17 protein-coding genes are annotated in these 17,364 nt (G+C 64.6%); 16 read left to right on the top strand and 1 reads right to left on the bottom strand.

From position 1 onward, the window contains the following. The first annotated feature begins 122 nt into the window (after positions 1-122). The 9 genes from GLR48_RS13805 (at position 123) to GLR48_RS13765 (ending at position 9,001) form a co-directional block, all read left to right on the top strand. Positions 123-764, top strand: a complete 642-nt coding sequence (locus tag GLR48_RS13805) for a response regulator transcription factor (protein ID WP_237062285.1) — start codon at positions 123-125, stop codon at positions 762-764. Between the two features lie 206 nt (positions 765-970). Beyond that, a complete protein-coding gene (locus tag GLR48_RS13800; protein WP_237062284.1) occupies positions 971-2,167 on the top strand; it encodes an aminotransferase class V-fold PLP-dependent enzyme in 1,197 nt (398 codons plus the stop codon). A 27-nt stretch (positions 2,168-2,194) separates the two neighbouring features. Beyond that, complete coding sequence (locus GLR48_RS13795) at positions 2,195-3,139, top strand: HpcH/HpaI aldolase/citrate lyase family protein (RefSeq protein ID WP_237062281.1); 945 nt, start codon at positions 2,195-2,197, stop codon at positions 3,137-3,139. A 28-nt stretch (positions 3,140-3,167) separates the two neighbouring features. Further along, a complete protein-coding gene (locus GLR48_RS13790; protein WP_237062279.1) occupies positions 3,168-4,346 on the top strand; it encodes a malate--CoA ligase subunit beta in 1,179 nt (392 codons plus the stop codon). Between the two features lie 17 nt (positions 4,347-4,363). Then, on the top strand, positions 4,364-5,263 hold the full coding sequence (gene sucD, locus GLR48_RS13785; protein WP_237062277.1) for a succinate--CoA ligase subunit alpha: 900 nt from the start codon (positions 4,364-4,366) through the stop codon (positions 5,261-5,263). Next, the gene (locus GLR48_RS13780) at positions 5,260-6,228 is read left to right on the top strand and encodes a 2-hydroxyacid dehydrogenase (protein WP_237062276.1); all 969 of its coding nucleotides are present in this window, start codon (positions 5,260-5,262) and stop codon (positions 6,226-6,228) included. The genes sucD and GLR48_RS13780 overlap by 4 nt, the downstream gene beginning before the upstream one ends. Before the next feature lie 888 nt (positions 6,229-7,116). Next, positions 7,117-7,542, top strand: coding sequence for a DUF2852 domain-containing protein (locus GLR48_RS13775; RefSeq protein WP_237062275.1), 426 nt, complete (start codon positions 7,117-7,119; stop codon positions 7,540-7,542). Between the two features lie 64 nt (positions 7,543-7,606). Beyond that, a complete protein-coding gene (locus GLR48_RS13770) occupies positions 7,607-8,062 on the top strand; it encodes an RDD family protein (protein WP_336886633.1) in 456 nt (151 codons plus the stop codon). 111 nt (positions 8,063-8,173) lie between these two features. After that, positions 8,174-9,001 carry an arginyltransferase gene (locus GLR48_RS13765; RefSeq protein WP_237062274.1) on the top strand — a complete coding sequence of 276 codons (828 nt, stop codon included), beginning with the start codon at positions 8,174-8,176 and terminating at the stop codon, positions 8,999-9,001. On the opposite strand, the gene GLR48_RS13760 is transcribed toward GLR48_RS13765, so the two are convergent. Next, positions 8,998-9,645, bottom strand: coding sequence for a Type 1 glutamine amidotransferase-like domain-containing protein (locus tag GLR48_RS13760; protein WP_237062273.1), 648 nt, complete (start codon positions 9,643-9,645; stop codon positions 8,998-9,000). The genes GLR48_RS13765 and GLR48_RS13760 overlap by 4 nt on opposite strands. Positions 9,646-9,812: 167 nt before the next feature. On the opposite strand from GLR48_RS13760, the gene yghU reads away from it, so the two are divergent. From yghU to GLR48_RS13725, 7 genes are all read left to right on the top strand, one after another. Then, positions 9,813-10,676, top strand: coding sequence for a glutathione-dependent disulfide-bond oxidoreductase (gene yghU, locus GLR48_RS13755; RefSeq protein WP_237062272.1), 864 nt, complete (start codon positions 9,813-9,815; stop codon positions 10,674-10,676). 58 nt (positions 10,677-10,734) lie between these two features. Further along, on the top strand, positions 10,735-11,811 hold the full coding sequence (locus GLR48_RS13750) for a YihY/virulence factor BrkB family protein (RefSeq protein ID WP_237062271.1): 1,077 nt from the start codon (positions 10,735-10,737) through the stop codon (positions 11,809-11,811). A 264-nt stretch (positions 11,812-12,075) separates the two neighbouring features. Further along, positions 12,076-13,827 carry an acetolactate synthase 3 large subunit gene (locus GLR48_RS13745; protein WP_237062270.1) on the top strand — a complete coding sequence of 584 codons (1,752 nt, stop codon included), beginning with the start codon at positions 12,076-12,078 and terminating at the stop codon, positions 13,825-13,827. Between the two features lie 37 nt (positions 13,828-13,864). Next, positions 13,865-14,437 (top strand): acetolactate synthase small subunit, encoded by a 573-nt coding sequence (gene ilvN, locus GLR48_RS13740; RefSeq protein ID WP_237062268.1) that lies wholly within the window; start codon positions 13,865-13,867, stop codon positions 14,435-14,437. Positions 14,438-14,527: 90 nt separating this feature from the next. Beyond that, positions 14,528-15,463 carry a nucleoside hydrolase gene (locus GLR48_RS13735; RefSeq protein ID WP_237062266.1) on the top strand — a complete coding sequence of 312 codons (936 nt, stop codon included), beginning with the start codon at positions 14,528-14,530 and terminating at the stop codon, positions 15,461-15,463. Beyond that, the gene (locus GLR48_RS13730) at positions 15,460-15,912 is read left to right on the top strand and encodes a GNAT family N-acetyltransferase (protein WP_237062264.1); all 453 of its coding nucleotides are present in this window, start codon (positions 15,460-15,462) and stop codon (positions 15,910-15,912) included. The genes GLR48_RS13735 and GLR48_RS13730 overlap by 4 nt, the downstream gene beginning before the upstream one ends. Then, on the top strand, positions 15,909-17,321 hold the full coding sequence (locus GLR48_RS13725; protein ID WP_336886632.1) for a protein adenylyltransferase SelO: 1,413 nt from the start codon (positions 15,909-15,911) through the stop codon (positions 17,319-17,321). Before GLR48_RS13730 ends, GLR48_RS13725 begins: the two co-directional genes overlap by 4 nt. Positions 17,322-17,364: the final 43 nt, after the last annotated feature.

Raw genomic sequence — 17,364 nt, 5'->3', positions numbered from 1 at the left:
ACAACCAAAAGACCTAGTAGACTCAAGCGCCTTTGCGGATCAACCTAAGGTCAGGGAAAACAACCGGCGGGAGGGATACAGCCGGTTGCCGTCCCCCACGACGCGAAAGCGGGAGGAGACCGATGACCGTTTCGACTGTACCGCGCGCCGCGGTGGCAGAACCCGTGCGAATCCTGCTGGCCGAGGCCAATCCATTCGTCGTGTCCGCCCTGACCGGTTGCTTTGCGAACGACAGCCGCTTTCGCCTGATCGGCAGCGTCGACAGCGGAGAGCAGCTGCTGGCCGTGACACCCGCATCGGTGGATGTTGTCGTGCTGGCCTGGCAACTGACCGACATGACGGCCCCCGATGTGCTGCGGGCCATCAAGTCGCGGGGCTGCGCCCTGCCCGTCACCGTCTTTTCCAACAACCGCGATCTGGGCCACGTGCGCCTGTCCGTGCGCCTTGGCGCGCTGGGCTTCTGCTATCAGTTCGACGAACCCGCCGTCCTGTTTGATACCCTGCATGCGGTCGCCAACGGCAGGCTTTGCGTGCCCTTCATCGACGTGACCACGATCAACGACACGCCGCTGGCGCAGCTGACAGTGCGAGAGCGCGAATTGCTGTCGGTGCTGGCGCGCGGCTGGACCAACCAGCAGATCGCCAACCGCACCGGCATTTCCGAAAACACGGTCAAATATCACCTCAAGAATCTTTACGACAAGCTGGGCGTGCATAACCGCGCCATGGCCGTCGCCGTCTTTTCCCGCGAAGCCGCAGACTGACGCAAGGCCCTTGGCCCGGCGCACCCCGCAGCCCCCGCTGCGGGGTGTTTCTGCATTCCCGCCGCCAGTGGCCCGAACCCCGATCGGGTAGGGTCGCCCCCCCCGCTGCGACGGCGTTTCCTATCCTGCAAGGTGTTCTGACAGCGGCCCGCTGCCCGCATCCTGAGGTCAGATTGAATTGCAGTATTCCATGGGAGGAACCCCGCATGCCCGGCTTTAACCACCTTTATATCCCCGGTCCGACGAACGTACCCGATCAGGTCCGGATGGCGATGAACGTGTCCATGCAGGACATGCGCGCCCCCGATTTTCCGGACTTCACCAAGCCCCTGTTCGACAAGGTCGCGAAGGTCTTCCGCAACACCACCGGCCGCGTCTTCCTCTACCCCTCCTCCGGCACCGGCGCGTGGGAGGCGGCGATCCAGAACACCCTGTCCCCCGGTGACAAGGTGTTGATGAGCAGGTTCGGCCAGTTCTCGCACCTCTGGGCCGACATGGCGACGCGCCTTGGTCTGGACGTTGAACTGATCGACTGCGAGTGGGGCACCGGTGTCCCGGTCGAGCAATACGCAGAGCGTCTGAACGCCGACATCGCCCACGAGATCCAGGCCGTCTTCGTCACCCATAACGAGACCGCAACCGGCGTCACCTCGAACGTCAAGGCGGTGCGCGAGGCGCTGGACGCGGCCAAGCACCCGGCGCTTCTGATGGTGGACGGCGTCAGCGCCGTGGGCTCGATCCCCTTCGATCAGGATGCGTTGCGCGTCGACTGCGCCGTGTCGGGATCGCAGAAAGGCTTCATGCTGCCCGCAGGCCTTGGCCTGCTGTCGGTCAGCAAGTGGGCGCTGGAGGCGAACAAGCGCGCCGGTTACGTGCGCACTTTCTTCAGCTTCGAGGACATGATCGCCAACAACGACAACGGCTATTTCCCCTACACGCCCGCGACGCAACTGCTGCACGGGTTGAACACCAGCTGCGACATGATGCTGGACGAAGGGCTGGAAAACATCTGGGCGCGCCATCACCGGCTGGCCACGGGTGTGCGCAAGGCCGTCGCCGCATGGGGGCTGGAGCTGTGTGCCAAAGAGGAGAAGTGGTATTCCGACACCGTGTCCGCAATCATGGTGCCGGAGGGGTTCGACGCCCGCGACGTGATCTCGACCGCTTACAGCAAATACAACACATCGCTGGGGTCGGGTCTGTCCAAGGTGGCGGGCAAGGTGTTCCGCATCGGTCATCTGGGCTGGCTGAACGAAGGCATGGTCTGCACCGCCCTGTCGGTCGCCGAAATGGCGCTGATCGATACGGGCATCAAGATCGAGGCCGGCTCCGGCGTCGGTGCCGCGATCACCCACTACAGCCAGACCTCGGCGGACGCGGCCCAGAAAAAGGCCGCCGCCTGATCCTCTTTCCAGACAGGAAACACCACAATGTCCCATACCGTTCACGGCATGCGTGCCACGCGTCTGCAACGCTCGACCCTCGCGGTGCCCGCGTCCAACCCGTCCATGGTCGAAAAGGCCGCCGACTCCGAAGCTGATGTCGTCTTCCTCGATCTGGAAGACGCTGTCGCCCCCAATGACAAGGAACAAGCCCGCAAGAACGCGATCCAGCTGCTGAACGACATCGACTGGAAGGGCAAGAACAAGGTCACGTCCCTGCGGATCAACGGCCTTGATACCCACTACATGTACCGCGACGTGGTCGACGTGGTGGAACAGGCAGGCGACAAGCTCGACGTCATCCTGATCCCCAAGGTGGGCCTGCCCGCCGACGTCTACATGGTCGAGGCGATGCTGAACCAGATCGAGATGGCCAAGGGCCTCAAGCGCAAGATCGGCATCGAGGCGCTGATCGAGACACCTCTGGGCATGGCCAACGTCGAGGCCATTGCCGCCGCCCCGTCCCGGCTGGAGGCGATGCACTTCGGCGTGGCCGACTATGCCGCGTTTCACAAGGCGCGGACCGTCAACATCGGTGGATTGAACCCGAACTATCCCGGCGACCAGTGGCATGCGGCGCTCAGCCGTATGACCACCGCCTGCCGCGCCTACGGCATCCGCCCGATCGACGGCCCCTTCGGCGACTTCTCGGACCCGGACGGGTTCCGCGATGCCTGCAAGCGGGGCGCGGCGCTGGGCATCGAAGGCAAATGGGCGATCCACCCCAGCCAGATCGCGCTGGCGAACGAGGAATACTCGCCCACCGACGCCGAGGTCGACCGCGCGCGCCAGATCCTTGTCGCACTGGAGGAAGCGGCGGCACAGGGTCGCGGTGCAGCCAGCCTGAACGGCAAGATGGTCGATGCCGCGTCCGAGAAAATGGCCAGAAACATTCTGGCGGTGCAGGAGGTCCTGAAGGCACGCGCCGCGTAAGCCGACGGGAACATGGGAGGAGGACGATATGGACATTCACGAATACCAGGCCAAGGAACTGCTGGCGACGCACGGTGTGCGGATGCCGCGCGGCGGGCTGGCCTACAGTCCCGAACAGGCGGCTTACCGCGCCACCGAAATCGGCGGCGACCGCTGGGTCGTCAAGGCACAGGTGCACTCCGGCGCCCGCGGCAAGGCGGGTGGCATCATCCTGTGCGACAGCGATACCGAAGTGTCTGAAGCCGCCGAAAAGCTGCTGGGCCAGCGTCTGGTGACGCATCAGACCGGCCCGCAGGGCAAGCTGATCAACCGGCTTTACATCGAAGAGACGGTCAAGATCGACAAGGAACTCTATCTGGGCTTCGTGCTGGACCGCAAGGAAGAGCGGATCATGATCGTCGCCTCCTCCGAAGGCGGGATGGAGATCGAGCAGATCGCCTCGGATGCGCCGGACAGCCTCGTGCGCGCCTCGGTCGATCCGGGCCTTGGCATGCGCGAGTTTCAGGCGCGCGAGATTGCCTTCGGCCTCGGCCTTGACGCTGCGGTGATCGGCAAGGCGGTGGACACGATCCTCGCCTGCTACCGCGTGTTCCGCGACTTCGACGCCTCGATGCTGGAAATCAACCCGCTGGTCGTCAGCGGCAACGACGTGATCGCGCTCGACGCCAAGATGAGCTTTGACGAAAACGCCCTGTTCCGCCGCCCGGAAATCTCGGAATTGCGCGACAAGAGCCAGGAAGACCCGCGCGAGACCTTCGCGTCCGACCGGGGCCTGTCCTATGTCGGTCTGGACGGCGACATCGGCTGCATCATCAACGGTGCAGGCCTTGCGATGGCGACGATGGACATGATCAAGATCGCCGGCGGCGAGCCTGCGAACTTCCTCGATATCGGCGGTGGCGCCTCGCCGGACCGGGTCGCGAAATCCTTCCGCGTGGTGCTGGCCGACAAGAACGTGAAGGTCATTCTGGTCAACATCTTTGCGGGCATCAACCGCTGCGACTGGGTGGCCGAAGGCGTGGTCAAGGCCCTGGCAGAGGTCGGCGTGAACTGCCCGCTGATCGTGCGCCTGTCGGGCACCAAGGTCGAGGAAGGCAAACGCATCCTCGCGGAAAAGGCACCCAACGTCACCGTCGCCGATACCCTGAAAGAAGCCGCCGAGGCCGCCGTCGCGGCGCTTCAGTCGGTCAACCGCAACGCAGCCTGATTGAAAGGAAAGATCACATGGCAATCTTGCTGACGAAAGACACGCGCGTTCTCGTGCAGGGCTTTACCGGGCGCATCGGATCGTTCCACGCGCAGGAAATGATGGACTACGGCACCCGTGTCGTGGGGGGTGTCACACCCGGCAAAGGCGGCAGCACGCACCTTGGCGTGCCGGTCTTCAACACCGTGAAGGGCGCGGTGGCGGAAACCGGGGCAGAGGCATCCATCGTTTTCGTCCCGCCCCCCTTTGCCGCCGACGCGATCATGGAAGCCGCCGACGCAGGCATCAAATACTGCACCTGCATCACCGACGGCATCCCCGCCCAGGACATGATGCGCGTCAAACGCTACATGCGCCGCTACCGGTCCGACATGCGCATGCGTCTGACGGGGCCGAACTGTGCCGGCACGATCACGCCCGGTCAGGCGATGATGGGCATCATGCCCGGCAGCATCTACATGCCCGGCCGCGTCGGCATCGTCGGACGCTCTGGCACACTGGGATACGAGGCGGCCAGCCAGATGAAATCCCGCGGCATCGGTGTCTCCACCTCTGTCGGCATCGGCGGCGACCCGATCAACGGCTCGTCCTTCCGCGACATCCTCAAACTGTTCGAGGCGGACCCCGACACGGACGCAGTCGTCATGATCGGCGAAATCGGCGGCCCGCAAGAGGCGGAGGCAGCCCAGTGGGCGGCGGAACACATGACCAAGCCGCTGATGGCCTATGTCGCGGGCCTGTCGGCGCCCAAGGGCAAGGTCATGGGCCACGCGGGTGCCATCGTCTCGGCCTTCGGCGAATCCGCGCAGGAAAAGGTCGATATCATCCGGGAGTTGGGCCACACCATCGTCCCCCACCCCGCCGCCTTCGGCGAAACCGCCGAATCCGTCCTGTCCGGCAAGCGGGTGGCCGCATGACCAAGCCCCGCATCCTGCTGACCCGGCGCTGGCCCGCGGCCGTGGAACGCCGCCTGTCACAGGACTACGACGCGACACTGAACACGGACGACGTGCCGATGACGACCGAGGCGATCGGCGCCGCATTGAACGATTACGACGCGGTGTGCCCCACCGTGTCGGATCGCCTGCCGGCGCAAATCTTCTCTGGCGGCCAACGGGCGCGGATCCTGGGCAACTTCGGTGTGGGGTTCAACCACATCGACATCGCCGCGGCCACCGGCGCGGGCCTGACGGTGACGAACACGCCGGGCGTGCTGACCGACTGCACGGCGGACACGGCCCTGACGCTCATGCTGATGCTGGCGCGGCGTGCGGGCGAAGGCGAGCGCGAGCTGCGGGCCGGCAACTGGGCGGGCTGGCGGCCCACCCACATGATGGGCACACGGCTGCGCGGCAAGACGCTGGGCATCATCGGCATGGGCCGGATCGGCATCGCCACGGCGCGACGCGCCCACGCGGCCTTTGGCATGAAGGTGATCTACTACAACCTCGTGGACGTGCCTGACGACCTGATCGCAGGCATGGATGCCCGCCGCCTCGATACCATTGAAGCGGTGCTGGAAGCCGCCGATGTCGTCTCGCTCCACGTGCCCGGCGGTGGCGACAACACGCACCTGATGAATGCGGCACGTCTGGCGCTGATCGGTCCCGACGGTTTTCTGATCAACACCGCGCGCGGCGACGTCATAGACCAGACCGCCCTGATTGCGGCTTTACGGGAGGGCCAACTGAAGGGCGCGGGGCTGGATGTCTTCGAGGACGAGCCGAAGGTGCCTGCCGAACTCATCGCGATGGAGAACGTTGTCCTTCTACCGCACCTCGGCAGCGCCACGACGGAAACGCGCGAGGACATGGGCCACATGGTCGCCGACAACCTCGACGCCTTCTTCACCGGCCAGCGCGTGCCGAACGCGGTGGCCTGACGCCGCATCGGCGTCTCGCCCCCAAGCCGGCACCACATGACGGTCAACGCGTGCAATTTGCGCGTATCTCGGCGGCAATGGTCTGGCAACGGAAGGCTGAACCCGCCGCGCCGCGCCACACCGTTCCGGCCCCGACAGGCGGGAACGGGCCTACCCCAGCATATGGTGCATGACAAAACCGTGCCACTGATTGCGCCGGCGCTGCTCGGCCCCGCGACCGATCCGACCGTCGCGGTCCTTGCCGAGACCGCCACGCCGATACTCTGCATTTGGCCGGCATCGGATCGAAATGAGCTGGCGCGTCCGACGGTCGCGCGTTGAAGCGCTTGCTGTGCAATGGCATCAAGCCTGTGCCAACGGCCCCCATCGCATGTGACAATTTCGGTAAGACCGTCACACACAGGTCCCCGCTTAGTGAAGGGCGCAGGCCGGCTTTCAACACGTCCATGATGTCAGACGCGAGCACCTCCAATTTCAACACCGTGCAATCCGATGGAACCAACGACGTCCTGCTCTCATCGGTCAGGCCGATCGGTCGTGACGCACGCGAAAAGCTGAATGATTGGCGTAGGCACGACAATAAAGACAGACCTTACAGCGCGATCGGATACAACGTCCCGATCACCATGCACCTTACCGGTGACGCAGCCAGCCCGTCGTCGCTATCAGAGCCGAAAAACGCCAATATCCGGCGGTCCAGAATGGGGGAGCGGAGCCGAGGCAGATAATCGATTGCGGCAAGTTTCTCTGTCAAAGTTTGCAGTTTTGCGCGCTACACTAAACGCAATGTAAAAAACATTTACATCACCTCTTGCGCGGTTCGGTCGACGTCCACATATCGGGGATGTGAACGATATTTACATTCTCAACCCGACAGGAGCACACCCGATGTATTCGACACCCACCTACGCCTCTGCCACGGGCCCGATGGTATGGCTGCGGCGTGCAGAAGCCTGGCTTGATGCCCGCGGTCGCGGTGCCTGGATCGCTGCAATGATCGCAGGCTTCGTCGTCGCATGGCCCGCTGGTCTTGCCTTTCTGGCCTACATGATCTGGAGCAAACGCATGTTTTCCCGCAATATCCCCGTCCGCGCCATAGCCCGTCCCTTTGCGGGCGCCATGTCGCAATCTTCCGGCAACCGCGCCTTTGATGCTTACAAGGCTGAAACCCTGCGCCGCCTGCAGGAAGAGCAGGACAGCTTTTCCGACTTCCTGGGCCGTCTGCGCGACGCCAAGGACAAGGCCGAGTTCGACCAGTTCATGGCCGACCGCAAGGGCGACACGACGGTGCAGGAACCGCACGACGACAAGTGATTTCGACCGGGCGGCCCGCTGGACGGGCCGCCCCAACCGCCACAGACCGACAGGAGACGCCCCCATGATGACCGCACCGATGTCCCGCATGACCGGCCTGCCCGATCCGGACAGGGATGCCGATTTCTATGCCCGTGTGCCAACCAAGCGCGCGTTTGCCTGGGCGCTGGACGTAACGCTCGTGCTGATCGTGTCGCTGGTGATCGTGCCGTTCACCGCATTCACGGCGCTGTTCTTCTTTCCGCTGCTGATGCTGGCGGTGGGCTTCACCTATCGCTGGTTCACCATTGCTGGCGCCTCTGCCACCTGGGGCATGCGGCTGATGGGGATCGAACTGCGCGAGATGTCGGGCGCGCGCCTTTCGGCCACGACGGCCTTTTTCCATACGCTGGGCTACACGGTGTCCGTCGTCACAGCACCGCTGCAGTTGATCAGTGCGGGCATGATGGCCCTGACGCCGCGCGGCCAGGGTCTGACCGATCACCTGCTGGGCACCACGGCGATCAATCGTCCGGTCTGAGGTGCAACGGTCGACCGCGTCCCTCAGGCCCTCGGCGGAATTTGCGCACCTTGCGCAATTCCGTGACGCCGGGGGCTTGTCAGGGCGCTGCAGAGCCTCCAATCTTGGGGGATGCGCCACCTTCTTCCTCCGACGCCGCAGTTCTACGTGACGGCCCCGCAACCCTGCCCCTACCTGGAGGGGCGGATGGAGCGCAAACTGTTCACGGCCCTGCAGGGCGAGGCCGCGACAGCCCTGAACGACACACTGTCCAAACAGGGCTTTCGTCGGTCGCAGAACGTGCTCTATCGCCCGTCCTGCGCCGAATGTGCCGCCTGCATGTCGGCGCGGATCCGGGTCGCGGACTTTGAGCCCTCGCGCAGTCAGCGAAGAGTTCTCAAGCGCAACGCGAACCTCAAGCGGCGCGCAACCTCGCCTTGGGCGACCGAAGAGCAGTATGACCTTTTCCGCCGCTACCTGGATGCGCGGCACGCGGACGGCGGCATGGCCGACATGGACATGTTCGAATTCGCCGCCATGGTCGAGGAAACGCCGGTCCGGTCGCGCCTGATTGAATATACGGATCGCACGGACCGCGAGGCCGGGCCAAAAGCGGCCTGCCTGACGGATATCCTCGATGACGGGCTGTCGATGGTCTATTCGTTCTTCGAACCGACAATGGAACGCCTCAGCCCCGGCAGCTTTCTGATCCTCGATCACGTTGCGATCGCGCGCGAACTGGGCCTGCCTTACGTCTATCTTGGCTATTGGGTGCCGGGCAGCCCCAAGATGGGCTACAAGGCGAATTTCGCAGCACTCGAAATCTATCGCAACGGGTATTGGTCCGACATCGGCGATCCGGACGGCTATGACGCCGCCCTGCACCCGCTGTCGACCGCGCCCATCGCGGAACAGGTCGCGCGGATCAACCTGCCCAACGGGGCCAGCGTCGTCCGCTAGGGCAGCAGGGTCGTCGTGCCACCCTCGACCACGATGACCTGCCCGTCCTGCAAGGCGACGAAGGGCATGCCCTGATCGGTCAGCCAGTGTGCCGCCTTGTCGGCACCGGCGGAATCCCGGTGACCTGACGCCACATGTGGCACAACGGATTTCGGGAACAGGTTCAAGCCTTCGTAGGAAATCACCTCGTCCCCCCAGGTGCCGACGGTGGGGTCGTCCATCAGGTCCAGACCGCGCAGGGTCGGTGCCGTCACGATCGCACCGGCGCTGGACCCCCCGTAGACCAGTGCATCCTGTGCCAGAAGCCCGTGGATCACGCCGTCAAAGCCGCTGGCCCGCATCGCGCGGCGCAGCACGAAGGCATTGCCGCCCAGCACCCAGACCAGACCGCACGTCGACAACTGGTCGTGCAGCCGGATCGGCGACCCCACGTAATCGCGCAGATCAAGCCAGCTTGCCGGCATCCCCATGTCATTCAACGCCGCCACCGGGTCATAGGTGGTAGCGGTATAGACCGCACGTGCGGCGGCGGGGATGTAATCCAGCGCATTGCCGATCACCAGCGTGTTGCGTCGCCTGCCGACAAGCCCCTGCAGGGCATCCGCGTGGCGTCCGAAGCGATGGGAAGACAGATAAAGGCGCATGGGATCGACCGTCTTTGGCTCTCTGGGGCATATCTGTAACCTCGACCCGGGCTTGGCAAGCGCGAAACCACATCATCTTCCGGTCTGCACATCAGGGCTGCACCCGCGCACTGTGCGGACCAGACAAGCGACCTACATCTGATTTCAATGCAAGAAGGAGGCCAGAAATGACCGATTACACGCCCCCCAAGGTCTGGACATGGGACGCCGAAAACGGCGGCCAGTTCGCCAAGACCAACCGCCCCATCGCGGGCCCGACCCATGACAAGGCCCTGCCCCGCGGCGACCACCGCTTTCAGCTGCACTCGCTTGCCACGCCCAACGGCGTCAAGGTCACCGTCATGCTGGAGGAGTTGCTGGAAGCCGGGCATACGGCCGCCGAATATGACGCATGGCCGATCAGGATCGGTGATGGCGACCAGTTCGGGTCGGGCTTTGTCGAGATCAACCCGAACTCCAAGATCCCGGCGTTGCTGGACACCAAGACCGACAGCCGCGTGTTCGAGAGCGCCGCGATCCTGCTGTATCTGGCCGAGGAATTCGACGCCTTCCTGCCGAAGGACCGCAAGGCGCGGACCGAGGCGATGAACTGGCTGTTCTGGTTGCAGGGGTCGGCCCCCTATCTGGGCGGCGGCTTCGGCCATTTTTACGCCTATGCACCCGAAAAGTTCGAATACCCTATCAATCGCTTCACGATGGAAACAAAGCGTCAGCTGGACGTGCTGGACCGCAATCTGGCCGACCGCGAATTCCTGAACGGTCCCGATTATACCATCGCCGACATGGCAACGGCGCCGTGGTACGGCGCGCTGGTCAAGGATCAGGTCTACAGTGCCGCTGAATATCTTGACGCAGGCAGCTATACCAACGTGCAGCGTTGGGCCGACACGGTGATGAACCGTCCCGCCTATCAGCGGGGCCGCATGGTTAACCGGCTGTTCGGCGATCCGGCGGAACAGTTGCACGAACGTCACGCCGCGTCGGATTTCGACTCGCAAACGCAGGACAAGATCGGCAAAGGGGACGCTTAAGCGGAACCTGGCCGATCAGCGGGCATTGGTTCCACGACACCTGCACAGGACGTGACCGATGACCGACACCGCCAGCCCGAAAGACATCAGCGCCAAGGGCTGGTTCGCCGCGACCAAGCGTATCGCGGCCAGCATTGGCAGCGATCACGTCACGCTGATCGCGGCGGGCTGTGCCTTTTACGGCCTGCTGGCGCTGTTCCCCGGCGTCGTCGCCGCAATGGCGCTGGCGGGACTTTTCACCGATCCGACGGGTCTGGTGGACCAGTTGCAGACCCTCACCCGCTTTATGCCGCAAGAAGCCGCGCAGATCGTCATCGATCAGGCGAAATCCGTGGCGGGCAGCGACAGCGGCGGGCTTGGCCTTGCCGCGATCATCGGCCTGCTGACCGCCGTCTGGTCGGCCAGCGCCGGCATGGCCGCCCTGATCGAGGGGTTGAACGTGGCCTTCGGCGTGTCCGACACGCGCAGTTACCTGCGGGCGACACTGGCGCGTCTGGTCCTGACACTGGGCGCAGTCGTGGGGTTCTTTCTGATCGTTCTGACGCTGGTGGCCATTCCGGTTGTCCTGCGATTCGTGCGGCTGGACACGAATACCGAATGGCTGGTCCTGCTGATCCGTTGGCCCGCCGTGCTGCTGCTGGTCGCCGCCGGCCTCGCGATCCTTTACCGCTATGCCCCGGCCCGCAAGCGCCGCGCGTGGCGCTGGATCACACCGGGGGCGGCCTTTGCCTGCCTGCTCTGGCTGGGGGGATCGGTCCTGTTCGCGTGGTATGTGCAGAACCTCGCCAGCTATAACGAGACGTTCGGCACGCTGGGCGGCGTCATCGTCCTGCTGATGTGGCTGTGGCTGTCGTCCTTCATCGTGCTGCTGGGGGCAGAGGTCGATTCCGAGATCGAGGCGCAGGCCAAGCAGGACCCGTCACCGGCGGACGCCGATGCGGACACGGCTGATTCCAACCGTCTGGACCAGGGCGCCGCCGCCCTGATCGGTGGCGAAAAGCCCAAGGATGACGCGCCACAAGAGACGCCGTCGCCCCGGCAGCACCCCCAGTCCGCCACGCCGCCGGCGAAACTGACGTTTGGCACTGTGGCACTGCTGGCCGGTGCCTTGCTGCTGACCCGCCGTGAAAAATGACCGCTGACTGAAAGAAAGTTGCGACAAACCGCGCCTGCGCGACATTTTCTCCAGCGCGGTGGTTGACCCTGCCGCGCGCTGTGCCTAGAACGGGCGCACGCAAGGGAATCTCGCATGAACAAGATCGTACTAATCGTAGGAAGAACGCGCATGGGCCGGTAACGGTTTGACCATTCAGGTTCCCCATGCGCCCCCGTCACCCACGGGGGCTTTTTTGTGCGACAAGACGATCCGGCGAATACAGCCGCTGACAAGGACAAGACGATGACAAAGACGATGACTGGCGCGAAAATGGTGGTTCAGGCCCTGATCGATCAGGGGGTCGAGGTCGTGTTCGGCTATCCCGGCGGTGCCGTGCTGCCGATCTATGACGAGATCTTTCAGCAAAACCACATCCAGCACGTCCTCGTCCGTCACGAACAGGGTGCCGTCCACGCCGCCGAAGGCTACGCTCGCTCCACCGGCAAGCCCGGTGTCGCCCTCGTCACCTCTGGCCCCGGTGCGACCAACGCCGTCACCGGCCTGACCGACGCGCTGATGGACTCCATTCCGATCATCGTCCTGACGGGTCAGGTCCCGACCTTCATGATCGGCACCGATGCGTTCCAAGAGGCGGATACCGTCGGCATCACCCGCGCCTGCACCAAGCATAACTGGCTGGTCAAGGACACCGACAAGCTGGCGAACACCATCCACGAGGCGTTCCACGTCGCCCTGTCCGGTCGCCCCGGCCCGGTCCTGATCGACATCCCCAAGGACGTCCAGTTCGCCAAGGGCACCTATTCGGAAAAGGCCAAGCGCAAGTCCCACTACGCCCCGCAGGTCAAGGGCGACATCAACATGATCACCGAACTGGCAGAGGCGATGGCCACCGCCAGGCGCCCGGTCTTCTATACCGGCGGCGGCGTCATCAACTCCGGCCCCGCCGCATCGCAGTTGCTGCGCGAACTGGTCGAAGCGACGGGCTTTCCCATCACCTCCACCCTGATGGGTCTGGGTTGCTATCCTGCGTCCGGCCACGCGTGGCTGGGCATGGTGGGCATGCACGGGCTTTATCAGGCCAACATGGCGATGCACGGTTGTGATCTGATGATCAACATCGGCGCACGCTTCGACGACCGGATCACCGGCCGCATCGACGCCTTCAGCCCCAAATCGCAGAAAGCGCATATCGACATCGACGCCTCCTCCATCAACAAGGTCATCCGCGTCGACATGCCGATCCTCGGCGATGTCGCCCACGTGCTGGAAGACCTTCTGAAGATCTGGAAGGCCAAGGGCCGCAAGACCGACAAGGACGCGCTGGCGAAGTGGTGGAAGCAGATCGAGACGTGGAAAGCGACCGACTGCCTTGGCTTTACGCAGGACGGCCCGATCATCCGCCCGCAATACGCGATCTCTCGCCTTGAGGCCCTGACCAAGGGCCATGACCGTTACATCACGACCGAGGTCGGCCAGCACCAGATGTGGGCGGCACAGTACCTCGGCTTCGAGGATCCGAACCGCTGGATGACCTCCGGCGGTCTGGGCACCATGGGTTACGGCACGCCCGCGTCCATCGGCGTGCAGATGGCGCACCGCGATGCGCTGGTCATCAACGTGGCGGGTGAAGCGTCGTGGCTGATGAACATGCAGGAAATGGGCACCGCGATGCAGTACAAACTGCCGGTCAAGCAGTTCATCCTGAACAACGAACGCCTCGGGATGGTCCGCCAGTGGCAGCAGTTGCTGCACGGCGAGCGCTATTCCCAAAGCTGGTCCGAATCCCTGCCCGACTTCGTCAAGCTGGCCGAGGCCTTTGGCGCCAAGGGCATCCGCTGCGACAATCCTGACGATCTGGACGAGGCCATCAAGGAGATGATCGCCTACGACGGCCCGGTGATCTTCGACTGTCTGGTGGAAAAGCACGAGAACTGCTTCCCGATGATCCCCTCGGGCAATGCCCATAACGAGATGCTGCTGGCCAATGCGCAGGTGCAGGGCGCCATCACCGGAACCGGCGCGGTTCTGGTCTGATCCCCTGCCCTGACGCGATACAATTAAGGAACGCACTATGTCCGCACTGAACATCAAGAAGGGCGCCAGCAGCCATTCGGCTTACGACCTGCGCTCGACCTTTGGCGATACCGTCGAAAAGCATACGCTGGCCGTCATCGTCGAAAACGAACCCGGCGTGCTGGCCCGCGTCATCGGCCTGTTCGCAGGTCGCGGCTACAACATCGAAAGCCTGACGGTGGCCGAAATCGACCACACCGGACACCGGAGCCGCATCACCATCGTCACCACCGGCACGCCGCAGGTCATCGTGCAGATCAAGGCACAGCTGGGCCGCATCGTGCCGGTCCACGAGGTCCACGACCTGACGGTCGAGGGGCCGTCTGTGGAACGCGAACTGGCGCTGCTCAAGGTCACGGGCCGCGGCGATGCACGGGTCGAGGCGCTGCGTCTGGCCGATATCTTTCGCGCAAGCGTGGTGGACAGCACCCTCGAATCCTTCGTGTTCGAGATCACCGGCACGCCCGAAAAGATCGACGCTTTCGCCGAACTGATGCGCCCTCTGGGCCTGCAAGAGGTCGCGCGCACCGGTGTGGCGGCGCTGGCGCGGGGTGGCGACAGCCACGTCTGACGCCCCTCACGCGATCGCGAGGGGGCCCGCGCCCCCTTGCCCCTGCCGTCCATGGCAGGCACATTGCCGCCAAATGTCAAAGGACAGGGCATGGCGCGCAAGATCATCATCGACACCGACCCGGGCCAGGACGATGCCGTAGCCATCCTGCTGGCGCTCGGATCCCCTGAACTCGACGTTCTGGGCCTGACGGCGGTCGCCGGCAACGTCCCCCTGCCCCTGACCCAGCGCAACGCCCGCATCGTCTGCGAACTCGCAGGCCGCCCCAATATCCCGGTCTATGCCGGCTGCGACGCGCCCCTGTCGCGCAAGCTGGTGACGGCAGAGCATGTCCACGGCAAGACCGGCCTCGACGGGCCGCAGTTGAGCGATCCGACGATGCCGCTGCAGGACGCCCACGCGGTCGATTTCATCATCGACACCCTGCGCACGCACGCGTCAGGCACCGTGACCCTCTGCGTCCTCGGCCCGCTGACCAATATCGCGACCGCCTTTCGCCGCGCCCCCGACATCATCCCGCGCGTGCAGGAGATCGTGCTGATGGGCGGCGCCTATTTCGAGGTCGGCAACATCACACCCACCGCCGAGTTCAACATCTACGTCGACCCGGAGGCCGCGGCAGAGGTCTTTGCCGCAGGCGTGCCGCTGGTCGTCATGCCGCTGGATGTGACTCACAAGGCGCTGACCACGCAGGCCCGCGTCGACGCCTTCCGCGCGATGGGCACACGCGTCGGCGACATGGTCGCAGCCTGGACCAGCTTTTTCGAACGCTTCGACAAGGAAAAATACGGCTCTGCCGGCGCACCTCTGCACGACCCCTGCGTCATCGCCTACCTCTTGCGGCCGGCGCTGTTCACCGGGCGGCACATCAACGTCATGGTGGAAACCGGATCGGACCTGACACTCGGCATGACTGTCGCCGACTGGTGGCGCGTCACCAAACGCCCGGCGAACGCGATGTTCATGGGCGACATCGACGCCGAGGGTTTCTTTGCCCTGCTCACCGACCGCCTGGCTCGGCTATGAGCACCGGGATCGCCCTTGCCGGCCCCGGTGACGCCGACAGCGTGCTGGACCTGATGGCGCGCTATCACACCGATGCGGGCCTGCCCCACGACGACACCCACCGCGCCACCGTCGTCGGCCCGCTGCTGGATGGCTCGCCGCTGGGGGCTGTCTGGCTGATCGGCCCGAAAAGCAGCCCGCTGGGCTATGTCATGGTGACCTTCGGCTGGTCGATGGGCCACGGCGGCATGGTCGGCTGGCTGGAGGAATGCTACATCCGTCCCTCCGTCCGGGGTCGCGGCATCGGGACAGAGGTGCTGCATGCGGTCGCCGTGAACCTTGGCCGGGCGGGGATGCAAGCGATGCACGCCATCCTGCCACGCGGCGCCGAAGACGAGGCCGCCCGGTTCTGCGCCAAGGCAGGTTTTCGCGCGCTTCCGGGCGTGCGCATGATGACAGACCCGCTGTGATCGCATTCGACAACAGCTTTGCCCGCCTGCCGGACCGGATGTTCACACGTCAGGCCCCGACGCCGGTCACACAGCCGCGCATGCTGGCCCACAACGATGCCTTGGCACACCAGCTGGGGATCGATCCTGCGTGGCTGGCGTCGCCGGAGGCCGCACAAGTGCTGGCTGGCAACGCAATCCCCGATGGCGCAGAGCCGCTGGCGCAACTTTATGCAGGCCACCAGTTCGGCAACTGGAACCCGCAACTGGGCGACGGCCGCGCGATCCTGCTGGGCGAGGTCGTCGGAACCGACGGCCAGCGCCGCGATGTGCAGCTCAAGGGCGCAGGCCCAACCCCCTACAGCCGCAGCGGCGACGGCCGCGCGTGGCTTGGCCCGGTCCTGCGCGAATATCTCGTGTCAGAGGCGATGGCCGCGATGGGCATCCCCACGACCCGCGCCTTGGCCGCCGTGGCGACCGGAGAGTCGGTGATCCGCGAAACCCGCCTGCCCGGCGCCGTCCTGACCCGCATCGCCGCCAGCCATATCCGCGTCGGCAGCTTTCAGGTCCACGCCGCCCGTCAGGACACCGACGCCCTGCGCGCACTGGCCGATCACGTCATCGCAAGGCATTATCCTGACGCGGACGGCATCCCTGGCCTGCTGGACGCCGTGGTCGCGGCACAGGCCCGCCTGATTGCCCGCTGGATGGGCGTGGGCTTCATCCACGGCGTCATGAACACCGACAACATGGCGATCAGCGGCGAGACGATCGACTACGGCCCCTGCGCTTTCATGGACGCCTACGACCCGCAAAAGGTGTTCAGTTCCATCGACAGGCAGGGCCGCTATGCCTATGCCAATCAGCCCGGCATCGCTTTGTGGAACCTCGCGCAATTCGCCACGGCCCTGATCCCGCTGATGCCCGATCAGGACGCCGCCATTGCCGATTTCACAACCCGGATCAACCACTTCCCGGACCTTTATCAGGCGGCATGGCTGCACGTTTTCGGCGCCAAGATCGGCCTCACCGACCCGCAACCGGATGACGCCGACCTGATCCAGCGCCTGCTGACCCTGATGGCACAGAATGGCGCGGATTTCACCCAGACCTTTGCCAGCCTCGCCACCAGCGACCTGCAGGACCGTTTCGCCGACAGGGAGGCCTTCGCCAGCTGGACCGCCGACTGGCACCGCCGGCGCAGCTCGGATCATGCAGCAATCATGGCTGGTGCCAACCCGCAGATCATCCCCCGCAATCACCGGGTCGAACAGATGATCGCCGCCGCCGTAGACGGCGACATGGCCCCGTTCGACGCCCTGCTGGACGCGGTCACCGCCCCTTACGCCCCGCTTGACGCAGCGCGCGCAGATCTCGCCGCCCCGCCGACCAGCGCCGAGATCGTGACCGCGACATTCTGCGGAACCTGACCGTCTCTCTGTTTTAAAAATATCCCCGCCGGAGGCTCCGGCC

This window comes from Loktanella sp. M215 (assembly GCF_021735925.1).
GTDB lineage: Bacteria > Pseudomonadota > Alphaproteobacteria > Rhodobacterales > Rhodobacteraceae > Loktanella.
Note: the sequence above shows the minus strand (reverse complement) of the source record. Positions and strands in the feature narration are given on the sequence as shown.